This window comes from Haloarcula salinisoli (genome assembly GCF_019599405.1).
Lineage (GTDB): Archaea > Halobacteriota > Halobacteria > Halobacteriales > Haloarculaceae > Haloarcula > Haloarcula salinisoli.
Genome location: NZ_RKLQ01000001.1, coordinates 1,251,835 through 1,278,808, shown reverse-complemented (window position 1 = coordinate 1,278,808; position 26,974 = coordinate 1,251,835). Strand labels below are relative to the sequence as shown.

Sequence of the window (26,974 nt, the reverse complement as noted above, 5' to 3'; positions counted from 1 at the left end):
GTGTTCCAACATATTGATTTGCTGTCACTGGTGGGTGACGGCGTATGACCGATACAGCCGCCCGGGACGACCCCAATATCGTCCTGTTCGTGATGGACACGATGCGGGCTGGCGAGACGGTGCCCGCAGACCCCGCCCTGACCCCGAACCTCGCCGCGCTTGCCGAGTCCGGCGCCGAGTACACGAGCGCCTTCGCTACGGCGCCCTGGACGCTCCCCTCCCACGTCTCGATGTTTACCGGGACCTACCCGTCGAAACACGGTGCCCACGCCGACCACACCTACTTCGACGGCTCGCTCCCGACCATCGTGGACGCCTTCGCCGACGCCGGCTACGAGACGGCTGGCGTCTCGAACAACGTCTGGATAACCGACGAGTTCGGTCTCACCGACGGCTTCGACGTATTTCGTGACGACTCCGAGCGGACCGACGCCTGGAGCGGCGCCGGCCCGCTTGGCCACCGGGCGACCAACGCCGTCCGACGGAGTCGCCTCGGGGGACCGACCTTCGAGCGGCTCCGCCGGCTGGTGACAGTCGGCGGCGAGCCCGACGACGGCGCGGCCGCGACGGTCGACTGGGTGGCCGACTGGCTGGACGGACGCGATTCGGACGACCCGTTCTTCCTGTTTGCCAACTGTATCGAGCCACACCTGGAGTATCGCCCGCCCGCGTCCTACGCCCGCGAGTTCCTCCCGGAGGGGTGGAGCTACGACCGCGCTTTGGCGTTGCGGCAGGACCCCCGCGAGTACGACGTCGGTCTGTTCGACTACACCGACGAGGAGTGGGCGGTCGTTCGTGCGCTCTACCGGGCCGAGATATCCTATCTCGACGCCCAGGTCGGGCGACTTCGGGCCGTACTGGAGGCCGCCGGCGAGTGGACCGACACCTTGTTCGTCGCCGTCAGCGACCACGGCGAGAACGTCGGCGAACACGGCTTCCTGGGCCACCAGTACAGCCTCTACGACACGGTGTTGCAGGTTCCGCTCGTGGTCCACGGCGGTGCGTTCTCGGCGAGCCACGTCCGCACCGACCGGCTGGTCCAGGTCGCCGACCTGGCCCCGACGCTGCTGGACGCGGCGGGTATCGACGCCCCCGACCTGCGGTCGGCGTCACAGGCGCTGTCCTTCCATCCGACCGGCGGTGTCGACCCCCGGTCGCAGGTCATCGCCGAGTATATGCGCCCACAGCCGGCAATCGAGGTCCTGGAGGAGAAGTTCGACCACGTCCCCCAGCAGCTCTACGACTACCAGCGAACGCTGCGGGCCGTCCGGACGGACGCCTACAAGTTCGTCCGTGCCGCCGACGGGACCGAATGGCTCTACGACGTCCGCGGTGACCCGGGGGAGCGAAACGACATCTCGGCGGCGAACCCCCGACGGACGGCCGAGCTGGCGGCCACGCTCGACGAGTGGCTGGGGAGTTTCGACGAGGCCGATACCGACGGCAGCGTCGACGTCTCGGACGCGACCGAAGACCGGCTCGCCGACCTGGGCTACCTCTGATGGCCGACACGACGCGACCGAACGTCCTCCTGGTGTTGACCGACCAGGAGCGCCACGACCTCGTAGCGCCCGACGGCGTCCCCGTCGAGACCGAGGCCATCGACGGACTCGCCGCCGACGGTGTCCGTTTCAGCCACGCTTTTACCCCTATCAGCATCTGCAGCAGCGCCCGCGCCTCGTTACTGACGGGGCTGTACCCCCACAACCACGGGATACTCAACAACGTCCACGAACCGGACGCCGTCCGGACCGACCTCGCCGAGACAACCCCGACGTTCGGGACGGCGCTCCGTGAGGCGGGCTACCGGAACGCCTACGTCGGGAAGTGGCACGTCGGCCGGACGGAGACGCCCGAGGACTTCGGCTTCGACTACGTCGGCGGGGGCGACGACCACCACGACGCCCACCTGGAGTCGGGGTTCGAGAGCTACCAGCGCGACTACGGCGTCGACCCCGAGGCGGTCGAGCCACGCGACCCGGTTTACGCGACCTTCGGCGACTCGCGTGACCTGCTCGGCGGCACACTACCGATTCCGGCCGAGGCGACGCGGTCCGCCTTCAACGCCGAACTGACCGTCAGGCGGCTCGAACAACTCGCCGATGGCGAGGACCCGTTCTTCCACCGCGTCGACTTCCAGGGCCCGCACCACCCCTATCTCGTCCCGGAACCGTACGCCTCGATGTACGACCCAGCGGCGCTCGACCCCTGGCCGTCGGACGCCGAGACGTTCGACGGCAAACCCCAGGTACAGGCGAACTACCGCGGCTATCGCGGCGTCGAGGAGCTGGACCGTGAGGAGTGGGACCGCCTTCGGACGCTGTACATGGGCTTCATGCACCATATCGACGACCAGATAGGCCGCATTCTGGCGAAACTCGACGCACTGGGTATCGCCGAGAACACGCTCGTCGTCCACGCCTCGGACCACGGCGACTTCACCGGCGGCCACCGCCAGTGGAACAAGGGACCGTTCATGTACGACGACACCTACCGCATCCCGCTGGTCGTGCGCGGGCCGGGCGTGGCCGGCGAGGGACGTGTCTGTGACGACCCTGTCTCGCTGATGGACCTCATGCCGACGTTTCTGGAAGCGGCCGAGGAGGCGGTGCCCGAGGGTCTCGACGCCCGGAGCCTCTGGCCAGCGCTCCGGAACGATTCGGACCGTGAGATGCGGGACGCCGTCTTCGGCGAGTACCACGGCGACGAGATGGGGTTGTACTCACAGCGGATGGTCCGAACGGAACGCTACAAGTACGTCTTCAACGCCCCCGATATCGACGAACTGTACGACCTCGACGCCGACCCGGCCGAGCTACAGAACCTCGTCGACCACCCGGACTACCGGGACGTTCGGTCGCGCCTGCGGGAACAGCTGGCCGAATGGATGCAGGAGACCGGCGACCCTATCGCGCAGTTTACCGCACGGCATCTCCGGGGGAGCTAGTCGTGCTATCGGGCTTTTCAGCCGTCCCTCGGCCAATTCACGGCCCGGCCGTGACCGTGGTTACCCGAGACGACAGGTAATCTGTAGACCAACCGAACACAGGCCCGGAGGCAGTGACGCTCGTCCATGCGCTGGGACCGGTCCTGGCGGCGGTCGAAAACTTCACCCTCATCGTTCCGCGTGCCAGCTCCGCTCAGCGGGGTTATCAAACTAACAGGTGTGTCACGACGAACGATAGTGAACTGGTTAATCAGTCCTAACACGTTGCGAACAAATCGTTCGTTGAAAGTTATATATCGAACAGTATTTCACAGGAAGAAAAATAAGATTTGGATTTCCCCACAGAATAATCGTATTGGGCATACCCTTTATTATTTAGAGAGTGTTTAACAGGGACGATGCTAAGTCCTGGGGATACCCTTTCCGATTTCACTCTTGAGGGAGTGGATGAAAACGGCGAAATCAACACGTTTACGCTGTCAGAACTGACCGACGATGCCGTCGCAGTCCTGAACGTCTACGTGTACGATTACTCACCGGTCTGTACGGATCAGGTCTGTGATATCAGTGAACTGGAGTGGTTAGGAATCAACGAGGACGTAAACGTCGTCGGAATCTCCGGCGATGGCCCGTACTCACACCAGCAGTTCATCGAAGACAACCGTATCGGCTACCCACTGCTGTGCGACACGGCAGAGGAGATTATCGAAGAGCTCGGCGTCCTCCACGAAGAGAAAGACGGCCTCAGACGTGTTCCCCAGCGATCGATATTTCTTATCGACAGCGACCGAGTTGTCCGCTGGAAGTGGGTCGCCGAGGACAACTGGGACGAGTGGGACAGTGGCCCGATAGAGGCTCTCAACGACACGATATCACAGATTCGGGCCTAGAACGTCGTTCTCGCGCTTATCCGAGCTGCCTCCTATCGCCGCATACGCGGACATAGGAAAGCAGTACCAGCAGGCAGCGAGTTACTCGTACAACGGGTACTCGTCGGTGAGTTCGTCGACGCGCTCGCCGACTTCGGCGACGACGTCGTCGTCGTGGGGCGCCTCGACAATCTTGTAGATGAGGTCGGCGACCTCGCGGCAGTCCTCCTCGTCGAAGCCACGCGTCGTCAGACCCGGGGTGCCCGCGCGGATGCCCGAGGGGTTGAACGCCGAGCGGGTCTCGCCGGGGACGGTGTTGGCGTTGAGGACGATACCAGCCTCTTCGAGTGCCGCCTCCACGTCCTTGCCGGTCGTGTCCGGGTGAGAGGGACGCAGGTCGATGAGGACGAGGTGGTTGTCGGTGCCGTCCGAGACCAGGTCGAGGCCGTGCTCCTTGAGTCGGTCACCGAGTGCGACGGCGTTGTCGACGGTCTGCTGGGCGTACTCATCGAATTCCGGTTCCAGCGCTTCCTTGAAGCCGACGGCCTTGCCGGCGACGTTGTGCATCAGGGGACCGCCCTGTGAGCCGGGGAAGACGGCGGCGTCGATGTCGTCGGCGTACTCCTCGTCGCACATGATGATGCCGCCGCGACCGGCCCGGATGGTCTTGTGTGTCGAGCCGGTGACGAAGTCGGCGACGCCAACCGGCGACTCGTGGACGCCCGCGGCGACGAGCCCGGTGATGTGCGCGATGTCGGCCAGATGGTAGGCGTCGACGGCGTCGGCGGCCTCCTGAATGCGGCCGAAGTCGACCTCGCGCGGGTACGCGGAGTAGCCCGAGACGATGATGTCCGGCTCGAACTCCTCGGCGTGTTCGGCCAGGCCATCGTAGTCGATGTAGCCCGACTCCTCGTCGACCTCGTACTGCTCGACCTCGTACACCTGACCGGCGAAGTTCGCGGGGTGGCCATGCGAGAGGTGGCCGCCGTGGGTCAGGTCCAGGGAGAGAATCTTGTCGCCGGGTTCGAGGACGCCGAGGTAGACGCCCATGTTGGCCTGCGAACCCGAGTGGGGCTGGACGTTGACGTGGTCGGCGCCCCACAGCTCCTTGGCGCGGTCGATTGCCAGCTGTTCGACGTCGTCGGCAAACTCACAGCCGCCGTAGTAGCGTTCGCCGGGGTAGCCCTCGGCGTACTTGTTGGTGAGTTCGGAGCTCTGGGCCTCCATGACCGCCTCGGACACGTGGTTCTCGCTCGCAATCATGGCCAGCGTGTCGTTCTGGCGTGCCCGCTCGCCAACCAGGGCGTCTGCGACTGCAGGGTCCGTCTCGCGGACGGTGTCGTAGCTCATGTGAGTGGGTCGGGACCGGCCCGTCAATAATCTACCCTTTGTCCGTGACCGTGTGAGCAGCTGGCAGATTTTCACCCGGAGTAGAAGGCCCATTCTGTCAGTAGGAAATGCTTACCTGAGTATCAGTACGTATATAATGAATAAGCCCACAGTAGATAGCACATGGTCTCTTGGGGGGTGGCAGGCACGGCTGCGGAGCAGAGGACTGCGGCCAAGACTGCACGTCAGGACCGCTCAGGAGCATCGACAGTCCTTGCGCAACTGAACGAGCGGCGGGAGTGTCCGCCGGAGACGATTCCGCGTGCGACGACCAACTGCGTGCGCGGGCGGACCGCCCGCCTCCGCGTTCCCGGCACCGAACCCACCGTAGCTGCGCTGGACTGTGACGCACAGTATACACTGACTAGCGCGTCTGAACTACCGGAGGGAGCGTATCTACTCTCGGTCACTGTCCAGACCGCTGACGGGACTCGCGGTGAGAATCCCCTGACGGCACAGCAGGGGCGTATCCACGTCCGCTTCGACGGCCCCGCTTCGCTGCGCCCTACGAAGGGCGACACGGTGCTGTCACTGTGGGACTCACAGGAGCTATCCGTCGGCGTCGGTGAGTCGACGTCGATTGGCCCGGCCCACATCCAGGTGCCGGAAACGCCCCAGGGACTGGCGACGGGTATCTCACATATGAGCGCGGCCCATCACACGCTGAGTCCGTCGCGCTCCCATCCAGGCCAGCGTGGCCACCCGCCGCTGTTGACGACCGGCGAGGACACGACGATTCCGACCGAGCTGGCGAACACGATGCCCGAGACTGGTATCGAACTGCGGGCGCCGGCCTGTGTCGAATCGCTGTTCGTGTTGGCGCCGCTGGCGTACTATCTGGGCGCCGACGTGACAGTCGGCGACCGGAAACGGGCCGTCCTCACCGCCGCGGGCACCGACGTCCACTACGAGTTCGGTCCGTTCCCCGACTTCCAGGACGAGGTGGGGTCGATGGTCCAGCGACTGTTCTACCTGGACTGTCTGGTCCGACGGATGAACCCCGAATCCGACCCCGAACTACTGGAGCGGTGTTCGCTGGACCCGGAGACAGTGCGGTCGCTGTCACCGGCGGGGCGTCTGGAGCGGTATCTGTCGACGCCGACCGACGCCGTCGACGCCGCGGTACCGGAGTGGCACCTCTCGACGCATACGCAACCGTCGCTGGAACGGGCCCGCTGTCTCCCCTTCCTGCTCGATAAGCTCTCGCTCATCTACCTCTCGAACGGCTCGGAACTGGAGCGGTGTGACCTCCTGGAGAAGACCCTCTCGGACTCGTACACCCGGGGAGCAGCCGAAAAAACGGCGATGGTCGAACCGACTGGCGGCGTCGGACGTGTCCAGGGCTGGCTCGCGCCCGGGACCCCCATAGACGCGTTCAAGACGACCCCGTCGGCCTACGAGAACCGCTACCGCTATCGGAAAAAAGAGACCGACCGACTCCAGCTGTCCGTGGTGCTAAACGACATGGAGATGTCGGACGAACGCCACGCCGTCTCGGAGATATATCGGGCGGCCGACCTCCCCATGGACGTCACCGTCTCCGACCAGCTGACGACGGGCGCGCTCGCGGACGTGTTCGAGTCCGAGAACGATTTCGTCCACTTCATCGGCCACTGCGAGGATGACGGCCTCTGTTGCCCGGACGGGACCCTCTCGATGTCGTCGCTATCCGAATCGCGCACCCGCACGTTCTTCCTGAACGCCTGTGGCTCCTACCAGCAGGGGCTGGACCTCATCGAGCAGGGCTCCGTGGCCGGGGCCGTCACGTTCGCAGATGTCCTCGACAGCCACGCGGCGATGGTCGGGACCGCCTTCGCGAGGCTGCTCTCGAACGGATTCAGCATCCAGCGCGCGCTGCAGCTGGCCCGGCGTCGCATCATGATGAGCAAAGACTACGCCGTCGTCGGCGACGGGACGTACGCGCTGCTGCCGGGGCCGACGGACCCCGTCGTCGTGATGGTACGCGAGGCCGATAGCGGTTACAACCTCACCTGCGAGGTGATGACGCCACAGGGGGCCGGCGAGAGCTACGACCTCCCCGTCGACGGCGAGATGGCCCTGAACGGGACCGCGACCGAACACACCGTCTCCGCGGCGACGCTCGTCGAGACACTCGAGTCGAACTCCCTGCCAGTCATCTTCGAGGGCGACTTCCACTGGTCCGAGGACCTCGCTGCGAGATTGGACCCGGATTTTTAGCGACTTACATACCAGTTGCAGGCTGGCTGAATACGAGCTGCTTATCGTGAAGGCCCGTTGTTATTGTCAAGTAGACGTACATAATATTGGTAACTGATAGATATATTTGTACTGATTTGATAGTCGAAATGAGAGTCGAGGCGGCGAAATCAATGATAATCGGCCGATGAAATTAAATGTTTTACCCGTCAATAGACAGTATAGGTCAATGAGTACAACCCTACTGCAAGACGATATCGGCTCGATGCTGTCCTCGGTGTTCGAGGAGACCGACTCACCGATTTACGTGGTGAACCCGTCACAGGAGACCATCTCGGCCCTGATGACGACGCTCGACCGCCAGGAGGTCGGTGCCGAGGTCCGCGTGCTCGCCGACGAACGAACCCTGAAAGACGTGATGGACGACTTCCTCGTCGCGAGTATGGCGGCCGACCTCGTCGAGGAAGACACCCTCTCGATGCGACTGCTCGAGACGGTCCCGAACCACTCCGTCGCCGTCACGGCCGACGGCGTCTACGCGCTCGTCACTATCGGCGACGTCGTCGGCGGGCTCGGCACCGACGACGATACCTTCGTCGACGATGCGGAGGCGTACTACGAGAACACGTGGGAGACGGCCGAGGCGTACTCGCTGCGTACGCCCGCTATCTCGCGTGTCCGGACGACACTCGAATCGGAGATCGGTGCCGAGACCGCCGACGACTTCGACAGCGTCCTCGGCTCGCTGGCGACCGCTAGGGGCGACGGTGACGGCCTCGACGAAGTGACCATCAGCCTGCTGGTGGCGGCCCGGAACAACGAGCTGTTGTACGACATCAGCAAGTGGGGCGAGGACGTCGGGCTCGCGAGCAAGGCGACCTTCTCGCGCACCAAGACGAAGCTAGAGGACATGGGCCTCATCGACACGGAGAAGGTCCCCATCGACGTGGGCCGACCGCGCCTCCGTCTGATGCTGGGCGACGAGCGGCTCGAAGACGCCGAGGGCGACGAGCTGGCGACGGTCGCCCAGAGCCTGCTGGCAGCCTAGGTTTTTCTCCCCCTGTCGTCTCTGTGCGGCTATGACAACTGTCGAAGTCGTCGGGAGCGGCCCGGCGGTCGAGTCTCTCGTCGCGGCGCTTTCCGACAGCCACGCCAGCGTGCGTCGGGCCGACGACCCGCTCGTCAGACCGGCCGACCTCGCGGTCGTCGTCGACCAGGTCACCTCAGACAAATTCGGGACCGCAAGCGACCGAGCCAGGGAACTGGGGGCGACGTGGGTCGCAGTCGAACTCGGCGGTGTCGGCGGCGTCCCGGTCGTGGACGCCGCCGTCGCCGGTTTCGGGCCCGAGACGGGCTGTTATCACTGTCTCACCGAGCGTGTCCGGGCGAACGTGGACCAGGGACAGTCCCCGACGGAGGCCCCGGACAGCGGGACACAGCGCTTCGCGGGCGCCGTCGCCGGTCGGCGCATCGAACAGGCCCTTTCGGGGACGGGACCCCTCGCCGGTACCCTCGTGGAACTGCCCTACAGCGAACGGCAGTTCCTGCCGGTCCCGGGCTGTGACTGTGGCGGGACGCGGACCTGGACGCTTCGGGAGTCGGAGCCGGAGTACGAGCGAGACGCCCTCGCCCGTGCCGAGGGCGGACTGGACGACCGTGTCGGCATCGTCAGCGAGGTCGGCGAGGCCGAGTCGTTTCCGGCGCCGTACTACCTCACGACTGTCGGGGACACAGAACGGTTCAGCGACGTGAGCGCGTCACAGCAGGCCGCCGGCGTCGCGAGCGACTGGGACACGGCCTTCATGAAGGCACTGGGCGAGAGCTACGAGCGCTACGCTTCGGGCGTCTACCGCTCGGACGACCTGCCGATGGGGACGGCGGCCGACGTCGCGGACGCGGTCATGCCTACCAGCTTCGTCCGGCCCGACGATGGCGGCGTCGACGAAGTGTTACAGTGGCTCCCCGCAGACCATCTGGAAAGCGGTGCCGAGGTCGACGTGCCCGCCGAGACAGTGCTCTATCCACCGCCGTCGCAGGCGGTCAGACCACCTGTGACGACCGGGCTCGGACTGGGCAGTACGGAGACCGAGGCGCTGCTGTCGGGGCTGTACGAAGTCATCGAGCGCGACGCCGCTATGCTCGCGTGGTACTCGACGTACGACCCACTGGAGATTGTCGTCGAGACCGAGGCCTACGACGTGCTTCGGCGGCGTGCTCGGTCTGAGGGGCTGGAAGCGACGGCAGTGTTGCTCACACAGGACGTCGACGTCCCCGTCGTCGCCGTGGCGCTGCGGGGCGAGGACTGGCCCGAGTTCGCGCTGGGGTCGGCCGCCGGGCTGGACCCGGCCGACGCAGCCGTCGGGGCGCTCGAAGAGGCCCTGCAGAACTGGCTCGAACTCCGTGGGATGGGTCGGGACGGCGCAGGCGAGGCGGCCGGTGCCATCGGTCACTACGCGGGCCGCCCCGACGAAGCCGCGTCACTCCTCGAGGCCGAGACCGCGGTGCCGCTGGCGAGTATCGGTCCCGATACCGTCCCGGACGAGGGGGCGGCGGAGCTCGAGATGCTCGTCGGACGGGTTACCGAGGCCGGGCTGGACCCGTACGCCACCCGGCTCACGACGCGAGACCTCGAACAGCTGGGCTTCGAAGCCGTTCGGGTCCTCGCACCGACGGCCCAGCCGCTCTTTTTCGACGAACCGTATTTCGGCGAGCGAGCCGAGCGGGTGCCCGACGAGCTCGGCTTCGAACCGCGGCTCGACCGGGCCCACCATCCGTTCCCGTAGCTGTCACGGTGGGTGGGACGGTCCCAGTTTAGATACCGAACGTGGCCCGCAGCATGTCCCGGGTGCCGGGGCCGAGTCCGACCGCGGTGACGGCGATGAGCAACAGCAGCGCGTAGCGCGGACTCTCGTCCAGGAACTCGTCGTTGAACAGCCACACCACGAGCGAGGCGACGGCGAGTTTCACGAAGAGGAAGGGCCAGGACGTGCCGATGGCGGCGGTCAGCCCGGCCGGCTGGAGCGCCTCTGTCGTCGAGATGATGAAGGCGTTGGCTGGGTGTTTGGGGTAGTACGTGAGCGGCACGCTGAGGGCGTCCAGCCAGTCGGCCAGGATGACGTTGGCGACACCGTCGATGGCGTGGCCCCAGATGACCAGCAGGCCGATTGCGCCCGTGCCGCTGTTGACCTCGGGGGCGTAGTTCTCGAACAGCCAGTAGAGTCCGTAGGAGAGCACCGACGCGATGGCCACCGTCGAGACGAGCACCGACAGGTACAGCGTGGAGTAGTCGGTGGTCAGCGCCCCCATCGTCAGGTAGGCCATCGTCGCCACGACCAGCGCGACGCCGACGCCGGCGGTCGCTCGGTAGTAGCTGTCGACGACGCCACGGCGGTCGAGTTCCAGACAGGCGAGCAAGGAGACCAGCGTCATGAGGAAGACGGTCCCGTAGATGACGGGGCTGATGATGACGGAGCTCAGGGGGTACTGCACGAGGGGTTCGACACCTGCGCCGACCGCCCTGTCAGTGCCGTCCTCGACGACCCGGAGCGCGCCGCCCAGCAACATGAACGGGACAAATGCGAAGTAGAGGTTCGGGTCCTCAGCTATCTCCAGTCGCTCGAGGAGGAGATAGACGCCGACGAGCATGTACACCAGGATGAGCATGTAGCCGATTTCGGAGACGATGGTGTAGCCGGGCTCGGCGACGATAGCGCCGCTCTCGACTGCGGCCGAACAGCCCTGATACAGCGCTTGCGGGCCGCTGTCGGTCATCACCGCACAGCTCGCCGCCTTCGCGTCGGCGTACACCGGTCCCCAGAAGTAGTGCCAGAGGAAGCGGTCCCAGACGCGTGTCGGCATCGCGACCGCCGCCCCGGCGGTAGCGACGACGATGCCGACGAAGGAGGCGACCCAGAGCCGGGCCGGCCCGTACTCCTCGCTGAGTCGCTCGTAGGTGTTCATGGCCGTGTGACCGGCGGGCGTCGATTTCAGGCTTCCGGTCGCGTGTGCGCGACCCAACGAACCGCCAGTAACTATTCTAGCGCTTCGTTCGCGGCGGCGACGAGTTCGTCGTGGGCCTGGCCGTTCGAGGCCACGAGCCCGACGCTGTCGTGGGTCCAGCGCTCGCCCTCTAGGTCGGTGACCGTCCCGCCGGCCTGGCGAACCAGGTGGACGCCGGCGAGGGTGTCCCAGGGGTTCGTCGGCGTCGGGCAGACCGCCCCGTCGAGGGCGCCATCGGCGATATACGCGAGCGTCGCCTGGAAGCTGCCGATGCGTCGCATATCGCCAAACCGGGAGACGACGGCGGTACAGAGCCGTCCGAACTCGGCGCGGTCGTCGAGCTCCCACCAGCCGACGGGGGTGACGACGAACGTCTCCGGGTCGGTACGTTCGCTCACAGAAAGCGTCGTGCCGTCACGCGTCGCGCTGTCGGGCCCGCTCGCGTAGAGGTCGCCCATCGACGGCATGTACGTCGCCGCACCCACCGTCTCGCCGTCGGCTATCGCGGCGACGCTGGTCGTCCAGGTGCGCAGGCCGCGCACGTAGTTCGTGGTCCCGTCGATGGGGTCGACGACCCACGCCGTCCCCGCTTCCGGCACGGAGTCGATGGGGGTCGGTTCGGTCTCTACCGTCTCGGGGCCCGACCGCGAGACCAGTTCCTCCTCACAGAGGAACCGGTCGTCCGGGAACTCCTCGCGAACGGTGGCGACCACCTGGGATTGGGCGTCCCGGTCGATCTCGGTCACGACGTCGTTCTTGCTCGATTTCGTCTCGACGGTGACCGCCTCACGGAAGTGGTTCCGTGCGACGACACCCCCGGCCCTGGCGGCCCGCTCGGCGAGCGCAGCGCGGTGTAGCGAATCCGGCATAGAGGCCCCTGGCAGCGGGCCGGCTTTAGAAGCTCGGTCTGGGGCAAACGTTGGGCGGTGGACACTGTCTGCTGGCCGGGGACTGCCGTCTTCGACAGCACCGCTGGGCGAACGTTGTTAGAGCGAGACCCCCAACAGTCTCACTCGGCGTCGTCGACGGCGTCGAGGATGGCGGTGGCGATATCGCGCGCCTCGGCAGGCGTGTAGCGGACCTGGTTACCCAGCGACTGTTCGATACGGACGTAGTCCTCACCGGACTCGATGTCGAAAAACGCCGTATTCTCTAGCGGGGGGACCCCGAGACCGGAACTATCGGACTGGTCTGTGGCCATGTGAGACGATTACACGCGAGCAGGCATAAAGTTAGTTATTATTAATGGAAGTTACCACCCGATAGTGGAATTTAACTGGTCGCGACAGACTGCTGTCCGGTAGTGGGCTCGGTCAGAAGGTTTGCGAGGGAAGACCGCTCCACGCGGGCTTCCGCATCGGTGGGAATTGCACCCACAGCGATGCGAGGGAAGGGATTTGAACCCTTGGACCTCTACAGGAGCGGATCTTGAGTCCGCCGCCGTTTCCAGGCTTGGCTACCCTCGCACGCGCCGTATGCAGTTCTCACAAGTGACGCGGGGGTATAAATGTCGTACGGAAACAGCGACGCGTCGCTCGCGGTACTGCGTGGGACCGCTAGATTGACCCCTCGGGCGGCCGACACTCCGGTATGGACGAACACACGCGCGACGACAGCGTCGGCGCGCCGGCCGGGAACCCGACGGGGTGGCGAGCGGACGGGCAGTGGGAACACGCCACGCTGCGCTGGGCGGTCGTCCACGGCGTGGCGCTGTTCAACGACGGCGAGTTCCACGACTCACACGATTGTTTCGAAGACGAGTGGTACAACTACGGACGGGGCAGCACCGAGAGCAAGTTCCTCCACGGAATGGTCCAGGTCGCCGCCGGCGCGTACAAACACTTCGACTTCGCCGACGACGACGGGATGCGGTCGCTGTTTCGTACGTCGCTGCAATACTTTCGGGGCGTACCAAACGATTATTACGGAGTAGATATGCTGGACGTCAGAACGACGATGACGAACGCCCTGGAGCAGCCATCTGTGCTGCATGGCTGGCAGATTCGACTCGACGACGGCTACCCGGTGGCCGACGAGTCCGACTACGCCTACGCAGCGGACCTGGAGTGAGAGTAGCTGCTCTACCCCTCGAACTCAGCGAGTGTCGTACTCGACTCTCCCTCCTCGTAGACGAGACGTACGGTGTAATCGCCGGTGACACCGACGGTAATCGACGTTCCGGCCGTGACCTCACTGTCGCCGGTCGCACTGGCCCAGGCGGTGTCCGGAGACGTGACCGACGGGGTGGCCCCACCCACGTCGACGATACCCGACCCGCGGACGAACAGCTTGCCGGCGTCGATGGTGTCACCGCCCGAATGTGTAATCCGCAAGATACCGGTGCTGTCGTCGTCGGTCGCTTCGCCATCGAACTCTGATTCGAACACTGCCTGTGGCGCTGCCGGTCGGGTCCCCTCGTCCTTTCGGCCCCACGACCAGATCTGCCACTGGCCCTGGTATCGTCGGATGTCGTACAGCTGTGTTTCGGTGTCGTCGCCCTCGCCGGGAATCGTCACCTCGGCCTCGACGGTCGCCGAGCCGTCGGCCCGCGAGATGACTCCCGTGCGCTCGACAGTCACCGTCCCCTGGTAGCTCATATCAGATCTGTCGGGGACGTTGGGAGAGTCGGGGTGGTACGCATCGACGATTCCGTCGTAGTCTTCCGCAGTGTAGGCGCTCCAGAGCGCGTATATCGGCGCCGTCACCCCAGTGCCGGCGGCGCCAGTCGCCGACCCGGTCGTCGAATCGATGGTGTCTGTCGGCGGAAGTGTCTCGGCCGTCTCCGTGGCCGGCACGTCCTCGGACGTGGTCACACAGCCGGCGGTGGCCGTCGTGAGGATGGCTCCTGTCAGCTGGAGTAATCTTCGCCGTCGCATACTGTTCGGTTGGTGTATACCTTGAAATAACCTTGCCCCTCGACGACTGTGGGAAGCGGGTAACCACTCCGACGCCAAACCCACACATATACTAGGACCCGGTTACTGAGCTACGAACAGATGCGAGTGGAACAACTGGGCGAGGGAGAGCCGTCGATTGCCATCGTCGGGAGCATCCACGGTGACGAGCCCTGTGGCCGTGACGGCATCGAGGCGGTGCTCGCGGACCCGCCCGCGGTGAATCAGCCCGTGAAGTTTATCGTGGTCAACGAACGGGCGCTGGCAGCTGGCGAGCGTTACACCGAAATCGACCTCAATCGGGTGTTTCCCGGCGACCCCGACAGCGACGTCCACGAGATGCGCCTGGCCGCCGAACTGACCGCGGAACTGCAGGGGTGTACCGTCCTCTCGTTGCACTCCACACAGTCCTACGATGGGATGTTCGCGCTGGTCGACGAGCTCTCGGAGCTGGCCCGGGACATCTGCCCGAAGCTCTCGGTCGACGCCATCGTCCGGACGAAGGGGAACAACGAGGGACGGCTGTTCTCGGTCGCACCCTCGGCCATCGAAATCGAGTGTGGCTACCAGGGGTCGCCAGCGGCCGCCGCGAACGCCGAGCAGGTCATCCGGGAGTTCCTCGCAGCACTTTGCGTCACGGACGAGCCGGCGCCGGTCCGGAAGCAATCGCTGCCGGTGTTCCAGCTGGGCGGTCCCATCCCCAAGGCCGCCGCCGAGGAGTACGAGACCTTCGTGGAGAACTTCGAACCGGTGGCGGCGGGCGACCCTATCGCCGCTGCGGACGGCGAGACGCTCTACGCCGACGAGGATTTCCACCCTGTGTTGCTCTCGGCCGAGGGGTACGAGGACGTCTACGGCTATATGGGCAGTCACGTCGGGACCCTCGATTAGGGGCGCCGTTCCGGATACCTGCTGGACTACTGGAGCAACTCCGGATAGCTGTTGTCGTACCCGAGCGCGCGTCCGAGCGGCGCGAGCAGGTCGACGCCGAACGTCTGGACCCACAGCGGGAGCGCCGCGAGCCACAGCATATCGTCGTACTCCGACAGCAGGACGGCCAGTCTGAGGCCGTTCAGCGGCATTCCAGACGGCGTCACCGGGGCGCCGTCGCGAGCGAGCCCGTACGTGATGCGCATGAACTGCTCCGTGCGGAGCCCTGGGGTGACCGAGCCGTGGATATGGAGGACGCCCTCGCCCGCGTTCCAGAACCGATGTGGGTCGCCGGCGGGGATGACGGCCGTTTCGCCCATCTCCAGCTCGGATTGCTCGCCGTCGTGCCAGAGCCCCATCCGGCCCGACCTGACTGTCAGCCGTTCGACCTGCTCCGGGTGGATATGTCGCATCGGACCGTGTGACCCCTCTGCGGCGAGCCACATATCGAACGTTAGCGGGTCCCGACTCGGGTCCTCCGGACGGTCACGAAACCGAACCGCTTTGCCGGCCGGTGGACTGACGACACAGTCCTCCTCGACCGCGCCGACGGGGAGCGTGGTCGCCACGGTCACGCGTCGTCGGGCGCTTCGAACTCGACCATGGTGAGGTCCCGGTCGAGCATACAGTAGTCGTGGGGCGGGTCCCCGAGCACCTCCGTGATGCGATACTCCGTGTCGAAGTCCGCACCCTGTGGTTCGCAGTAGGGGTGGCTCGGACACTCGGTGTGCGGGCAGGGACCGGCCAGTTCGGCCGTGCTTCCGGCGAAGGCACCCTTCGTCGGGACGTTCACACGGATAGCGGCGGGCTCTACTTCCACGGCCCGGACGCCAGCGTCGTGGACCGCACAGTCGAGTGTCTGACCGCTCTCGCGGACCTCGGTGATACGGTAGCGCCGCCCTGGCGTGAGATTGAGACACTGGTCCCGGTACGGGCAGCCCGCACACCCCGACGCCTCACCGCGGTAGACGAACTCTTCGCCGGCCTCGGCGAGGCGAGTGCCGACGAGGGTGACAGTAGTCATGGTTGACTGTAGACGGGCCCGGAAGGTAAGTGTCGGGCTCGAAGCCGGTCGCTGCCTCGGCGACTGTGTGTGCAAACGCGGTTTACGCCGCCGAAAACTCTGGTCGATCTGCCATCTGTTCGCTCCGTGTTGGTGGCCATCTCCGAGTCCGAACAGCCAGAAAGCCCACCAATAGCGGGGTGGATAGCCGGCACGGCGAGAGTTGGGGGCTCTCAGGAGCGTTCGCAGGTTCGGTACACACACCCCAGATTTAATCCGCTCTCCTGTAACGGTCGACGTATGCAGGACGGTGAGCGTGATATGGCGGCACGGTACTTCCGACACGCCGTCGACAGCGACTGGAGTCCGTTCGATATCGACTTCGCCGCCGACCGGGACACACTGGCCGACCTCGGTCGGCGCCAGTTCGCGCAGTTGCGCGCCGCGGTCGCGATGTTCGGGGCCGGGGAGGAGCGTGTCACCGAGGATCTCCGTCCGCTGGCGACGACCGTCGACGGCGGGACCGACCAGTGGTTCGTCGCGAGCCACATCTACGAGGAGGCCAAACACGCCGCGTTCTTCGACCGCTACTGGAACACCGCCGTCCAGCCGGTCGAGGCGGAACGCGGGCTAGGCCCGACGTCGCCGACCGCCGACAAGTGGTTCAGCGACCCCTACGAGACGGTGTTCGACAGCACCGAGGCGGCGATGAACGCCCTCCTGGAGCGGGATACGCCCCGCCGGCGTGCGGAGGCGTTCGCCCACTACCACCTCACCGTGGAGGGGGTCCTCGGACAGACCGGGTTCCACGCCATCGAGGCGACCTTCGGCCCGGACACTGCGGGCCCGTCACTCCCCGGGCTGGTCGACGGGTTCGCCGCCGTCCGGGGCGACGAGGCGCGACACGTCGGCTACGGACTCACACGCCTGGTCGACCTGCTTGAATCGGGTGCGGTCGACCTGTCGACGGTCGAGGCGACCGTCTCGGAACTCGCCGACCCGGTCGACGCCGTGGTCTCCGAGATGGGTTGGAAGGGGGTGCCGGGTCCCGACAGCGACGCACTTCTGACGGTAGCTCGCCGGCAGCGGCGGCGTCGGCTGGAGCAACTCGCCGAGCGCGACACCGACGGCGGGTCGGTCACCGGCTGCACGAGTCGATGACACAGCACACCACATTGGACGACACGGCGTTTCTCTTCCCCGGACAGGGGAATCAGTCGGTCGGGATGGGGCAACCGTTCCACCGGGCCTGGCCCGAGACGCGTCGGACCTTCGACCGACTCGACGGTGCGGTCGATACGGCACTGCGCCAGCTCTGCTTCGCTGGGACCGAGGCGAGGCTCCGGGAACCGAGCAACATACAGCCGGTCCAGGTTGCGACCAGCTACTCGGTGTTCGCTGGTGTCAGCGAACGATTCGGCGTCGAACCGGCCTACTACTCGGGCCACAGTCTCGGCCAGTTCACCGCAATCACGGCGGCCGAGATGCTGGCCCCCGAGACGGCCGTCTCGCTCACCAAGCGCCGGGGCGAATGTATGGAACGGGCGGCGAGTCGTGACGGACCTGGCACGATGGTCGCGGTGCTTGTCGCGGACGCCGAAACCGTCGCCGACGCGTGCCGGGAGCGCGAGGACGTCGGCGTGGCGCTGTACAACGCGCCCGGAGAGACCGTCGTCAGCGGGACTCCCGACGGCGTAGCCGCCATCAAGGAGACGCTCGAAAGCCGGACTCGCGCGCGGTTCCACGAACTGGCTGTCGAGGCCGCGTTCCACTCGCCGGTGATGGCGTCGGCGGTGGACTGCGCCGAACGGGCTATGGCGGACGTGTCGTTCGACCCGGCATCGAGACCGGTCGTCTCCGACGTGAGCGGTGAGGTGTACACGGAGCCGGCAGTCCCACGGCGGGACCTCACCGCGCAGATAACCTCGCCGGTGAACTGGATTCGGGTGGTCGAGCGACTCCGAGACGCCGGCGTCGAGCGGTTCGTCGAGTTCCCGCCGGCCGGCGTGCTCACGTCACTCGTGGAGCGAATCGCGCCCGAGGCGACCTGTATCGAACTGTCGACGCCGGCCGACGCCCGGGCGGCCTTCGCGTGATAGCTTTCGCCGGCGAGGTCGAGCGTGTCGAGGGCGGCTCGTGCGCTGGGCCGAAGCGCTGTCCCCGAGGTCGGTACGAACCGCGCCGAACCGCTGTGGCCGTCTATCGGCCCGTAAGCTCGTCTAGTTCGTCCAGATACGCCTCGCGGGGAACCTGATACAGCGCCCGGAAGTCGAACTCGCCGGCGGCGAAGTCGTTGGCGAGTGTCACCGCGGCGTCGACGGCTGTCTCGCGGTCCGGCGAGACGTCGACCTGGTGGTCGACCTCCGGCTCCAGGTAGAGAGTGACGTACCAGTCCTCGCCGGTCCGGTCGGCGCCGGGGCGCCGGGTTCGCTTGCCGTGGGTGAGATAGATAGTCGGCAGACAGGGTGCGGGAAAGGCCTCGCTGTCGAAGACGTCGGGACGGTACGCGAGGATGAGTTCCGTCTCGGTCTGGTTCCACACCGTCCAGTCCTCGGCCAGTGCCGCTGTGTTCATATCCGGGGGCTGTGGCTCGGCGGTCAATACGCTGTCGGCTGGCTCCGGGTTCGATTACTTATAAACTACGTACCAGAATACTGCTTTGGTATACCATACCGGCGCGCTGCCGTCCCCGGATTCACCCGTAGATATCCGGGTGATATTCCCGGTGGTTTATGTACTATGGCAAAAGGCTCTTATTGTTGAAGCTCTCATGTGATAAATAGTATCGGAACTACAGTCGAAGGCTGTCACCCGTTACCAAGAGGGTGGAGCGGTACCGTCCCACCCCGCCAGCATTCACATGGTATCGCTTGCCAACCGGCCCGAACGGACGGGTCATGCCGCGGCTCCAGCTTATTCACGGTCGGAGCGGCGGCTGTTACAGTCGGACTGTCCCCGAGGCGTTCGCGTGGCGTCGATTGCGTCGCGTGAAGAACTAATCGAGATAGCATGAGTCAGAACAAAGAGACACTAGAAGCACTGAGCCAGGAGTACAAGGACACGATTCCAGCGGACCTCCGGACCACCCGGACGTTCGACTGGTACCTCGACCAGCTGTACGAGGACCCACGAATCGCCCGAAACGCCCACCAGCGCGTGGCGGATATGTTCGACTACTACGGCACCGAATACGACGAGGACGCCGGCGTCGTCGAATACAAGATAGCCAGCGAGGACCCCATCACCGACGGGGAGAACACCTTCTACGGCCGGGAGGTCCACGAGGCCATCCACGAGTTCGTCAACAAGGTCAAGTCCGGCGCCCGTGGTCTGGGCCCGGAGAAACGCATCAAGCTCCTACTGGGTCCGGTCGGGTCGGGCAAGTCCGACTTTGACCGCCAGGTCCGTCGGTACTACGAGGACTACACCCGCGGCGACGAGGGTCGGATGTACACGTTCCGCTGGACGAACCTCTGTGACGTCGTCCACGACCAGGACCCCGCCGACGACGTGGTCCGCTCGCCGATGAACCAGGACCCGCTCGTCTTGCTGCCACAGGACCAGCGCGACCGGGTCATCGAGGACATCAACGAGGAGCTAGACGCCCCCTACACCATCCGCAACGAGCAGGACCTGGACCCGGCCTCGGAGTTCTACATGGACCGGCTACTGGCGTACTACGACGACAACCTCCAGGAAGTGCTGGAGAACCACGTCGAGATAATTCGCTTCGTTGCCGACGAGAACCAGCGCCAGGGTATCGAGACCTTCGAACCCAAGGACAAGAAGAACCAGGACGAGACCGAACTGACCGGCGACGTCAACTACTCGAAGATAGCCATCTACGGCGAGAGCGACCCGCGAGCCTTCGACTATTCGGGCGCGTTCTGTAACGCGAACCGCGGTATCTTCTCCGGCGAGGAGCTGCTCAAACTCCAGCGGGAGTTCCTCTATGACTTCCTGCACGCCAGTCAGGAACAGACTATCAAACCGAAGAACAACCCCCGTATCGACATCGACCAGGTCATCGTCGGCCGGACGAACATGCCCGAGTACCGGGACAAGAAAGGCGACGAGAAGATGGAGGCCTTCAACGACCGGACCAAACGCATCGACTTCCCCTATGTCCTCCAGTACGAGGAGGAGGCGAAGATATACCGGAAGATGCTGCGCAACGCCGACCTGCCGGATATCCAGGTCGAACCCCACACCCTGGAGATGGCGGGCCTCTTCGGCGTGCTCACCCGCATCGAGGAGCCCGACACCGAGTCGGTCGAACTGGTCCAGAAGGCCAAAGCGTACAACGGCGAGATAGACGAGGCCGACGACATCGACGTGAAGAAGCTCCGCGAGGAGGCCGAACAGGCCGCCGACATCCGCGAGGGGATGGACGGCGTCTCGCCCCGCTTCATCGGCGACGAGATAGCGGAGGCCATCATGGACTCGATGCACCGCTCACGGAGCTTCCTCTCGCCGCTGACGACGTTCAACCACCTGGAGGGGAACTTAGAGAACCACGGCTCTATCGACTCGGAGTCGTTCGACGAGTACTACCGCTTCCTCGAACTCGTCCGGGAGGAGTACAAGGAGCGGGCCATCGAGGACGTGCGCCACGCGCTGGCATACGACATGGACGAGATTCAGCGCCAGGGCGAGAAGTACATGGACCACGTGATGGCCTACATCGACGACGACACCGTCGAGGACGAACTGACCGGTCGGGAGCAAGAGCCCGACGAGCAGTTCCTCCGTTCCGTCGAGGAGAAGCTGAACCTCCCGGAGGACCGCAAGGACGACTTCCGCCAGGAGGTCTCGAACTGGGTCAGCCGCCGGGCACGCGAGGGTGACACCTTCAACCCGCAGGACAACGACCGCCTGCGCCGTGCCCTCGAACGCAAGCTCTGGGAGGACAAGAAACACAACATCAACTTCTCCGCGCTGGTCTCGTCGGGCGATATGGACGACGACGAGCGCAACCAGTGGATAGACGCCCTCATCGAACAGGGCTACTCCGAGGAGGGCGCGAAGGAAGTGCTCGAGTTCGCCGGCGCGGAGGTCGCCAAAAGCGAGATGGAGGAGTAGATGAGCGGCGAGGAGTACATCGACCGCGCCGACGAGGCCCTCGACGCCACCTACGAGGAGCCGATGGCGCTTTCCGAGTACGTCGACACGCTCCTGGAGTCGCCCGGAATCGCCTCGCACGCCTCGAAGTACCTGCTCGCGGCCATCGAGGCGGCGGGCACCCGGACCGTCATCGAGGAGGGCGACGAGAAGGAGCGCTACCGCTTCTTCGACGACCCACACAACGACGGCGAACACGCCATCCTGGGCAACACGGAGGTGCTGAACGCCTTCGTCGACGACCTCCGCTCCATCGCGGCAGGGAGAGGCAAGGACGAGAAAATCGTCTGGCTCGAAGGACCCACTGCGACGGGGAAATCCGAGCTCAAACGCTGTCTCATCAACGGCCTGCGGGAGTACTCTCGGACGCCGGAGGGCCGGCGCTACACGGTCGAGTGGAACGTCGCCGGCGCCGGCGGCAGCGACAGCGCCCTGACCTACGGCGACACGCCCATCGAGGACGAGGACGACTGGTACGAGAGCCCCGTGCAGGCCCACCCGCTGACGGTCTTCCCGAAGGACGTCCGCGAGGAGCTGCTGGTCGAGATCAACGACCGGCTCGACGACCATATCGAGGTCCGTGTCGAGGGCGAACTGGACCCCTTCTCCCGGGAGGCGTACAACTTCCTGGAGGAGCAGTACCGACGGGCCGGCGAGGAGAACCTCTTCTCCGCCGTCACCGACCCCTCGCATCTGCGAGTCAAGAACTTCGTCGTCGACGTCGGTCGGGGAATCGGTATCCTTCACTCCGAGGACGAGGGGACGCCCAAAGAACGACTCGTGGGGTCGTGGATGCACGGGATGCTCCGCGAACTCGACTCCCGTGGCCGGAAGAACCCCCAGGCGTTCTCTTACGACGGCGTGCTCTCACAGGGCAACGGCCTGCTGACGGTCGTCGAGGACGCCGCCCAGCACGCCGACCTGCTCCAGAAGCTGCTGAACGTCCCCGACGAGAGCCGCGTCAAGCTGGACAAGGGTATCGGGATGGACGTCGACACGCAGCTTGTCATCATCTCGAACCCCGACCTGGAGGCCCAGCTCAATCAGCACGCCGACCGCGAGGGTCAGGACCCGCTGAAAGCCCTCAAGCGACGGCTCGACAAACACGAGTTTACCTACCTGACGAACCTCTCGCTTGAGTCGCAGTTGCTGCGACGGGAGCTCACGAACGAGACCAGCGTCTGGGACCCGGACTCCTGGGAAGAACTGGAGACGTGGATTCAGGAACCGGTGAGCGTCGCTGTCAGGGACGACCTCGACACGCCGACAGAGAAAGACATCGCGCCCCACACTATCGAAGCGGCGGCGCTCTATGCGGTGGTCTCCCGGCTGGACAGCTCGAACGTCCCCGCTGGACTTGACCTCGTCGAGAAGGCACTCCTCTTCGACCGGGGCTACCTGATGGAGGGCGACGAGCGCGTCGACATCGACGATTACGACGTCGAGATAACCCCCCAGGACGGCGACCACGGCATCCCCGTGACGTACGTCCGTGACGTCGTGGCCGACCTGCTCCACGAAGCGCAGGACCGCCACCACCCGGACCTGCCGGTCGAACACGTCATCATGCCGCGGGACGTGCTAAACGCCATCGCCGAGGGGCTACAGGACGCGCCGGTGTTCTCGCCCGGCGAGGCGACCGAGTACGAGGAGCGCGTGGTGCCGGTGAAAAACTACATCTTCGGCGAACAGGAGCAGGACGTGCTGGCCGCGCTGATGCGTGACAAGCGCGTCGACGAGTCCACGGTCGAGGAGTACATCGAGCAGGTGTACGCCTGGGCCTCCGACGAACAGCTAGAGAACGAGCGCGGCGAGTTCGTCGACCCGGACCCCCTGAAGATGAAGGTGTTCGAGATAGAGCATCTGGGCCGCTTCGACGAGAAGAACTACGAGGGCGGCGAGGCCGACCACGCGGTCACGAAGTTCCGCACGGACAAGATAATCACGGCGCTGAACCGCCACGCGTGGCAGCGCCGCGACGAGGAGTTCCGCGTCGGCGACGTCTCGCCCAAGGAGATTCCGGTCATCAAGACCGTCCTGGGTAGCCACGACTGGGACGACGTCAAGCGGACCTACGAGGACTTCGACCCACAGCAGTGGGACAACCCGCCGTCGGGCACCGAGACGGCCGCGCTCAAAGAAGAGACTATCCAGAACATGATGGAGATGCACGGCTACAGCGAGGCGGCTGCGGAGCTGACCAGCCGCCACGTCATGAGCCAGGTGAGCTACAGATGGGACTGAAAGACGACCTCGAACGGTACCGCGAAGTGGGCGAGGAGCGCCGACAGGACCTCTCCGAGTTCATCCAGTACGGTGACCTCGGTCAGTCCCGCGGGGACGAGGTGAAGATACCCATCAAGATAGTGAATCTGCCCGAGTTCGCCTACGACCAGCGCGACAAGGGCGGCGTCGGCCAGGGCGAGGGCGCCGAGGAGGGCGACCCCGTCGGCCAGCCACAGCCCCAGCCCGGTGACGGCGAGGAGGGCGAGGACGGCGAGCCCGGCGAGGAGGGCGGCGAACACGAGTACTACGAGATGGACCCCGAAGAGTTCGCCCAGGAGCTGGACGAACAGCTCGGGCTGGACTTAGACCCCAAGGGAAAGAAGGTCATCGAGGAAAAGGAGGGCGACTTCACGGACATCACCCGTTCCGGGCCGTCCTCGACGCTGGACTTCGAGCGGCTGTTCAAGAAGGGGCTCAAGCGCAAGCTGGCGATGGACTTCGACGAGGAGTACATACGGGAGGCCCTGAAAGTGGACGGCTGGGGTCCCGCAACGGTCTTCGAGTGGGCCCGCGAGCAGAACATCCCGGTCTCGAAGGCCTGGATAGAGGACGCCTACGACGACATCGCGGCCGACGAGAAATCGACCTGGAGTTCCATCGAGGAGATGGAGGCCGAGGTCGAGAAAGTCGACACCTCGACGCGTATCCGCCGGGAGGGTGTCGAACAGATTCCGTTCCGCCGTGAGGACGAGCGCTACCGCTACCCCGAGGTCGTCGAGGAGCGCGAGAAGAACGTCGTCGTGGTCAACATCCGCGACGTCTCCGGGAGTATGCGCCAGAAGAAGCGGGAACTGGTCGAACGCACCTTCACGCCGCTTGACTGGTATCTCCAAGGCAAGTACGATAACGCCGAGTTCGTCTACATCGCCCACGACGCCGACGCCTGGGAGGTCGACCGCGACGAGTTCTTCGGCATCCGCTCTGGTGGCGGGACCCGTATCTCCAGCGCCTACGAACTGGCGGCCGCAGTGCTGGAAGAGGAGTACCCCTGGAGCGAGTGGAACCGATACGTCTTCGCAGCCGGCGACAGCGAGAACTCCTCGAACGACACCGAGGAGCGGGTCATCCCGATGATGGAGGAGATTCCGGCGAACCTCCACGCCTACGTGGAGACCCAGCCGTCGGGGAACGCAATCAACGCGACCCACGCCGAGGAGGTCGAGCGGAGCTTCCGCGACTCGGACAACGTCGCGGTCGCCTACGTCACCTCGCCGGAGGACGTTGTCGACGCGATATATAAAATCCTCAGCACGGAGGAGTCAGAATGAACGACGACAGATTCCGGAAACAGCGCATCGCCGACGACCTCGAAGAGCCGGTGAACGAGGCGAGCAACCTCGCCGAGCGGCTGGGGCTGACCCCCTACCCGGTGAACTACTGGGTGGTCGACTACGACGAGATGAACGAGCTCATCGCCTACGGCGGGTTCCAGAAGCGCTACCCGCACTGGCGTTGGGGGATGCAGTACGACCGCCAGCAGAAACAGGGCCAGTTCCTCGGCGGGAAGGCCTTCGAGATCGTCAACAACGACGACCCCTCACATGCCTTCCTCCAGGAGTCCAACACGCTGGCCGACCAGAAGGCTGTCATCACGCACGTGGAGGCCCACGCGGACTTCTTCGCGAACAACGAGTGGTTCGGCCTCTTCAGCGACGGCGCGCCACCGCGAGCGGCTGGCAGCGAAGACGACGGTCGCGGGCCGGACGCCGCGGGTATGCTGGCCCGCCACGCCGACACCATCCGGGAGTATATGCAGGACCCCGACATCGACCGGAGCGAGGTCGAGCGCTTTATCGACCACGTCCTCTGTCTGGAGGACAACATCGACCAGCACCAGCCGTATCGTCCGGTCGAGACGGCCCGCGATAGGTTAGCGGAGATAGAGGGCGTCGACGTCACCGACCAGCTCGACGAGCTGGACCTCTCCGAGGAGGTCAAGCGCCAGGTGTTCGACGACGACTGGCTGGAGGCCCAGTCAGACGAGGACAACGGTGCGACCTTCCCGTCCCAGCCGGAGAAGGACGTGCTCGGCTTTATCCGCAAACACGGGATGGCCTACGACGAGGACGCCGAGAAGGCGGTGGAGATGACCGACTGGCAGAAAGACATCCTCGAACTCCTGCGCAGGGAGGCGTACTACTTCGCCCCCCAGAAGATGACGAAGGTGATGAACGAAGGGTGGGCGGCCTACTGGGAGTCGCTGATGATGACCGGCGAGCGCTTCGCCGGTGACGACGAGTTCATCCTCTACTCGGACCACATGGCCCAGGTGCTGGGGTCGCCCGGACTCAACCCCTACAAGCTGGGGCTGGAAATCTGGGAGTACGTCGAGAACACCGAGAACCGTCGGGAGGTCGTCGAGCGGCTGCTCCGGACCGAGGGTGTCACCTGGCGGACGTTCCACGACGTCGTGGACTTCACCGAGGTCCAGGACCACCTCGAACCACCGGCCTGGTTGCAAAACGTCGCCGGCCACATCGACGAACTCGACCCCGAGGACCCCCGCATCGACGCCGAGGGCCTCATTGGGGCCCGCGACGGCGAGTTCGACGTGGCGAACTATCCCTGGAAGGTACTGACCTACGAGGGGCTGGCCCAACGGCATTACTCGCTGGTCAAGCCCCAGTATCGGGGCTTTGTCTCCCGGGTCGGCCAGGCCGAACTGGAGCGGGTCTCGCGGTACATGTTCGACGACTCCCGGTACGACAGCGTCGAGGACGCCCTCGCCGACGTGGAGTACACCCGCGGCTGGGACCGGATGCGAGAGATTCGCGAGAGCCACAACGACGTGACCTTCCTCGATGAGTTCCTCACCCAGGAGTTCGTCGACGACAACGACTACTTCACCTACGAGTACACCCACGCCTCCGGCGATTACCGGGTCACCTCGACGGACCACGAGGACGTGAAGAAAAAGCTGATGCTCTCCTTCACGAACTTCGGCAAGCCCACCGTCGTGGTCCAGGACGGCAACTACCGGAACCGCAACGAGCTACTGCTGGCCCACCAGTACAACGGCATCATGCTCGACCGCAAGCAGGCCACGGAGGTGCTCAAACGCGTCTTCGAGCTGTGGGGTCGGCCGGTGAACCTGCTGACGATCGTCAAGGAGTTCGACGACCACGACATCGAGGTCGCCAAACGCCGGGACCGCGAGCCCGAACCCGAGGAGGTCGGCAAACGGCTCCGGTACGACGGCGAGGAGGTTACCGTCGAGGACGTCCCCTGGAGCGACGTCGAGCATCTCGCGGCGACGGATATCGACTACAACACGAAGCCCGACGAGTGGCTGGCGTAGGTCGCCGGTCGCTTGTACTCCTTTTGTGCGCGACTCACCGTTGGTAACCATCGGTAGTTT

At 65.1% G+C, this 26,974-nt stretch carries 22 protein-coding genes and 1 tRNA gene; 14 read left to right on the top strand and 9 right to left on the bottom strand.

Translation table 11 applies throughout. The annotated features are described in order from the left end of the window. The first annotated feature begins 44 nt into the window (after positions 1–44). The 3 genes from EGD98_RS06645 (at position 45) to EGD98_RS06635 (ending at position 3,837) form a co-directional block, all read left to right on the top strand. On the top strand, positions 45–1,502 hold the full coding sequence (locus EGD98_RS06645) for a sulfatase family protein (protein WP_220587558.1): 1,458 nt from the start codon (positions 45–47) through the stop codon (positions 1,500–1,502). Then, entirely contained in the window at positions 1,502–2,947 is a 1,446-nt protein-coding gene (locus EGD98_RS06640) for a sulfatase family protein (protein WP_220587557.1), read from the top strand. The genes EGD98_RS06645 and EGD98_RS06640 overlap by 1 nt, the downstream gene beginning before the upstream one ends. Before the next feature lie 398 nt (positions 2,948–3,345). Continuing rightward, positions 3,346–3,837, top strand: a complete 492-nt coding sequence (locus EGD98_RS06635) for a redoxin domain-containing protein (protein ID WP_220587556.1) — start codon at positions 3,346–3,348, stop codon at positions 3,835–3,837. Positions 3,838–3,918: 81 nt separating this feature from the next. Here the strand turns inward: EGD98_RS06635 and glyA are convergent, their stop codons facing one another. After that, positions 3,919–5,166: a serine hydroxymethyltransferase gene (gene glyA, locus EGD98_RS06630; RefSeq protein WP_220587555.1), complete on the bottom strand. Its 1,248-nt coding sequence runs from the start codon at positions 5,164–5,166 to the stop codon at positions 3,919–3,921. A gap of 162 nt (positions 5,167–5,328) precedes the next feature. Between glyA and EGD98_RS06625 the strand changes: the two genes are divergently transcribed. From EGD98_RS06625 to EGD98_RS06615, 3 genes are all read left to right on the top strand, one after another. Beyond that, a complete protein-coding gene (locus EGD98_RS06625) occupies positions 5,329–7,404 on the top strand; it encodes a CHAT domain-containing protein (RefSeq protein ID WP_220587554.1) in 2,076 nt (691 codons plus the stop codon). Positions 7,405–7,612: 208 nt separating this feature from the next. Further along, positions 7,613–8,431, top strand: a complete 819-nt coding sequence (gene tbsP / locus EGD98_RS06620) for a transcriptional regulator TbsP (protein WP_220587553.1) — start codon at positions 7,613–7,615, stop codon at positions 8,429–8,431. 31 nt (positions 8,432–8,462) lie between these two features. Continuing rightward, a complete protein-coding gene (locus tag EGD98_RS06615; RefSeq protein ID WP_220587552.1) occupies positions 8,463–10,166 on the top strand; it encodes a YcaO-like family protein in 1,704 nt (567 codons plus the stop codon). Between the two features lie 28 nt (positions 10,167–10,194). Here EGD98_RS06615 and EGD98_RS06610 read toward each other — a convergent pair whose 3' ends face one another. The 4 genes from EGD98_RS06610 to EGD98_RS06595 all read right to left on the bottom strand — a co-directional run bounded on the left by EGD98_RS06610 (position 10,195) and on the right by EGD98_RS06595 (position 12,848). After that, on the bottom strand, positions 10,195–11,343 hold the full coding sequence (locus tag EGD98_RS06610) for a DUF63 family protein (protein ID WP_220587551.1): 1,149 nt from the start codon (positions 11,341–11,343) through the stop codon (positions 10,195–10,197). Positions 11,344–11,414: 71 nt separating this feature from the next. Next, on the bottom strand, positions 11,415–12,251 hold the full coding sequence (locus EGD98_RS06605) for an inositol monophosphatase family protein (RefSeq protein WP_220587550.1): 837 nt from the start codon (positions 12,249–12,251) through the stop codon (positions 11,415–11,417). 140 nt (positions 12,252–12,391) lie between these two features. Then, positions 12,392–12,583, bottom strand: coding sequence for a hypothetical protein (locus EGD98_RS06600; RefSeq protein WP_220587549.1), 192 nt, complete (start codon positions 12,581–12,583; stop codon positions 12,392–12,394). A 181-nt stretch (positions 12,584–12,764) separates the two neighbouring features. Beyond that, positions 12,765–12,848: transfer RNA gene (locus EGD98_RS06595), tRNA-Leu, on the bottom strand. Positions 12,849–12,972: 124 nt separating this feature from the next. Between EGD98_RS06595 and EGD98_RS06590 the strand changes: the two genes are divergently transcribed. Beyond that, positions 12,973–13,452: a DUF309 domain-containing protein gene (locus EGD98_RS06590; RefSeq protein ID WP_220587548.1), complete on the top strand. Its 480-nt coding sequence runs from the start codon at positions 12,973–12,975 to the stop codon at positions 13,450–13,452. An 11-nt stretch (positions 13,453–13,463) separates the two neighbouring features. Here the strand turns inward: EGD98_RS06590 and EGD98_RS06585 are convergent, their stop codons facing one another. Continuing rightward, positions 13,464–14,258: a hypothetical protein gene (locus tag EGD98_RS06585; protein WP_220587547.1), complete on the bottom strand. Its 795-nt coding sequence runs from the start codon at positions 14,256–14,258 to the stop codon at positions 13,464–13,466. A 120-nt stretch (positions 14,259–14,378) separates the two neighbouring features. Between EGD98_RS06585 and EGD98_RS06580 the strand changes: the two genes are divergently transcribed. Then, positions 14,379–15,167 (top strand): M14 family metallopeptidase, encoded by a 789-nt coding sequence (locus EGD98_RS06580; RefSeq protein ID WP_220587546.1) that lies wholly within the window; start codon positions 14,379–14,381, stop codon positions 15,165–15,167. A gap of 26 nt (positions 15,168–15,193) precedes the next feature. Here the strand turns inward: EGD98_RS06580 and EGD98_RS06575 are convergent, their stop codons facing one another. Both EGD98_RS06575 and EGD98_RS06570 read right to left on the bottom strand, forming a co-directional pair. Further along, on the bottom strand, positions 15,194–15,775 hold the full coding sequence (locus tag EGD98_RS06575) for a cupin domain-containing protein (protein ID WP_220587545.1): 582 nt from the start codon (positions 15,773–15,775) through the stop codon (positions 15,194–15,196). A gap of 2 nt (positions 15,776–15,777) precedes the next feature. After that, complete coding sequence (locus EGD98_RS06570; RefSeq protein WP_220587544.1) at positions 15,778–16,230, bottom strand: UPF0179 family protein; 453 nt, start codon at positions 16,228–16,230, stop codon at positions 15,778–15,780. A gap of 279 nt (positions 16,231–16,509) precedes the next feature. On the opposite strand from EGD98_RS06570, the gene EGD98_RS06565 reads away from it, so the two are divergent. Together EGD98_RS06565 and EGD98_RS06560 are read left to right on the top strand one after the other, a co-directional pair. Then, complete coding sequence (locus EGD98_RS06565; protein WP_220587543.1) at positions 16,510–17,370, top strand: ferritin family protein; 861 nt, start codon at positions 16,510–16,512, stop codon at positions 17,368–17,370. Next, positions 17,367–18,305, top strand: coding sequence for an ACP S-malonyltransferase (locus EGD98_RS06560; RefSeq protein ID WP_220587542.1), 939 nt, complete (start codon positions 17,367–17,369; stop codon positions 18,303–18,305). The genes EGD98_RS06565 and EGD98_RS06560 overlap by 4 nt, the downstream gene beginning before the upstream one ends. Before the next feature lie 103 nt (positions 18,306–18,408). On the opposite strand, the gene EGD98_RS06555 is transcribed toward EGD98_RS06560, so the two are convergent. Further along, entirely contained in the window at positions 18,409–18,783 is a 375-nt protein-coding gene (locus EGD98_RS06555; RefSeq protein ID WP_220587541.1) for a DUF5820 family protein, read from the bottom strand. A gap of 435 nt (positions 18,784–19,218) precedes the next feature. Here EGD98_RS06555 and EGD98_RS06550 point away from each other — a divergent pair, with 435 nt between their 5' ends. Genes EGD98_RS06550 through EGD98_RS06535 form a run of 4 tightly spaced genes read left to right on the top strand, consistent with a single transcriptional unit; the run spans position 19,219 to position 26,914 of the window. Next, a complete protein-coding gene (locus EGD98_RS06550) occupies positions 19,219–21,291 on the top strand; it encodes a PrkA family serine protein kinase (RefSeq protein WP_220587540.1) in 2,073 nt (690 codons plus the stop codon). Next, on the top strand, positions 21,292–23,574 hold the full coding sequence (locus tag EGD98_RS06545) for a PrkA family serine protein kinase (RefSeq protein ID WP_220587539.1): 2,283 nt from the start codon (positions 21,292–21,294) through the stop codon (positions 23,572–23,574). Then, positions 23,565–24,884, top strand: a complete 1,320-nt coding sequence (locus EGD98_RS06540) for a YeaH/YhbH family protein (protein WP_220587538.1) — start codon at positions 23,565–23,567, stop codon at positions 24,882–24,884. The genes EGD98_RS06545 and EGD98_RS06540 overlap by 10 nt, the downstream gene beginning before the upstream one ends. Continuing rightward, a complete protein-coding gene (locus tag EGD98_RS06535) occupies positions 24,881–26,914 on the top strand; it encodes a SpoVR family protein (RefSeq protein WP_220587537.1) in 2,034 nt (677 codons plus the stop codon). The genes EGD98_RS06540 and EGD98_RS06535 overlap by 4 nt, the downstream gene beginning before the upstream one ends. Positions 26,915–26,974: the final 60 nt, after the last annotated feature.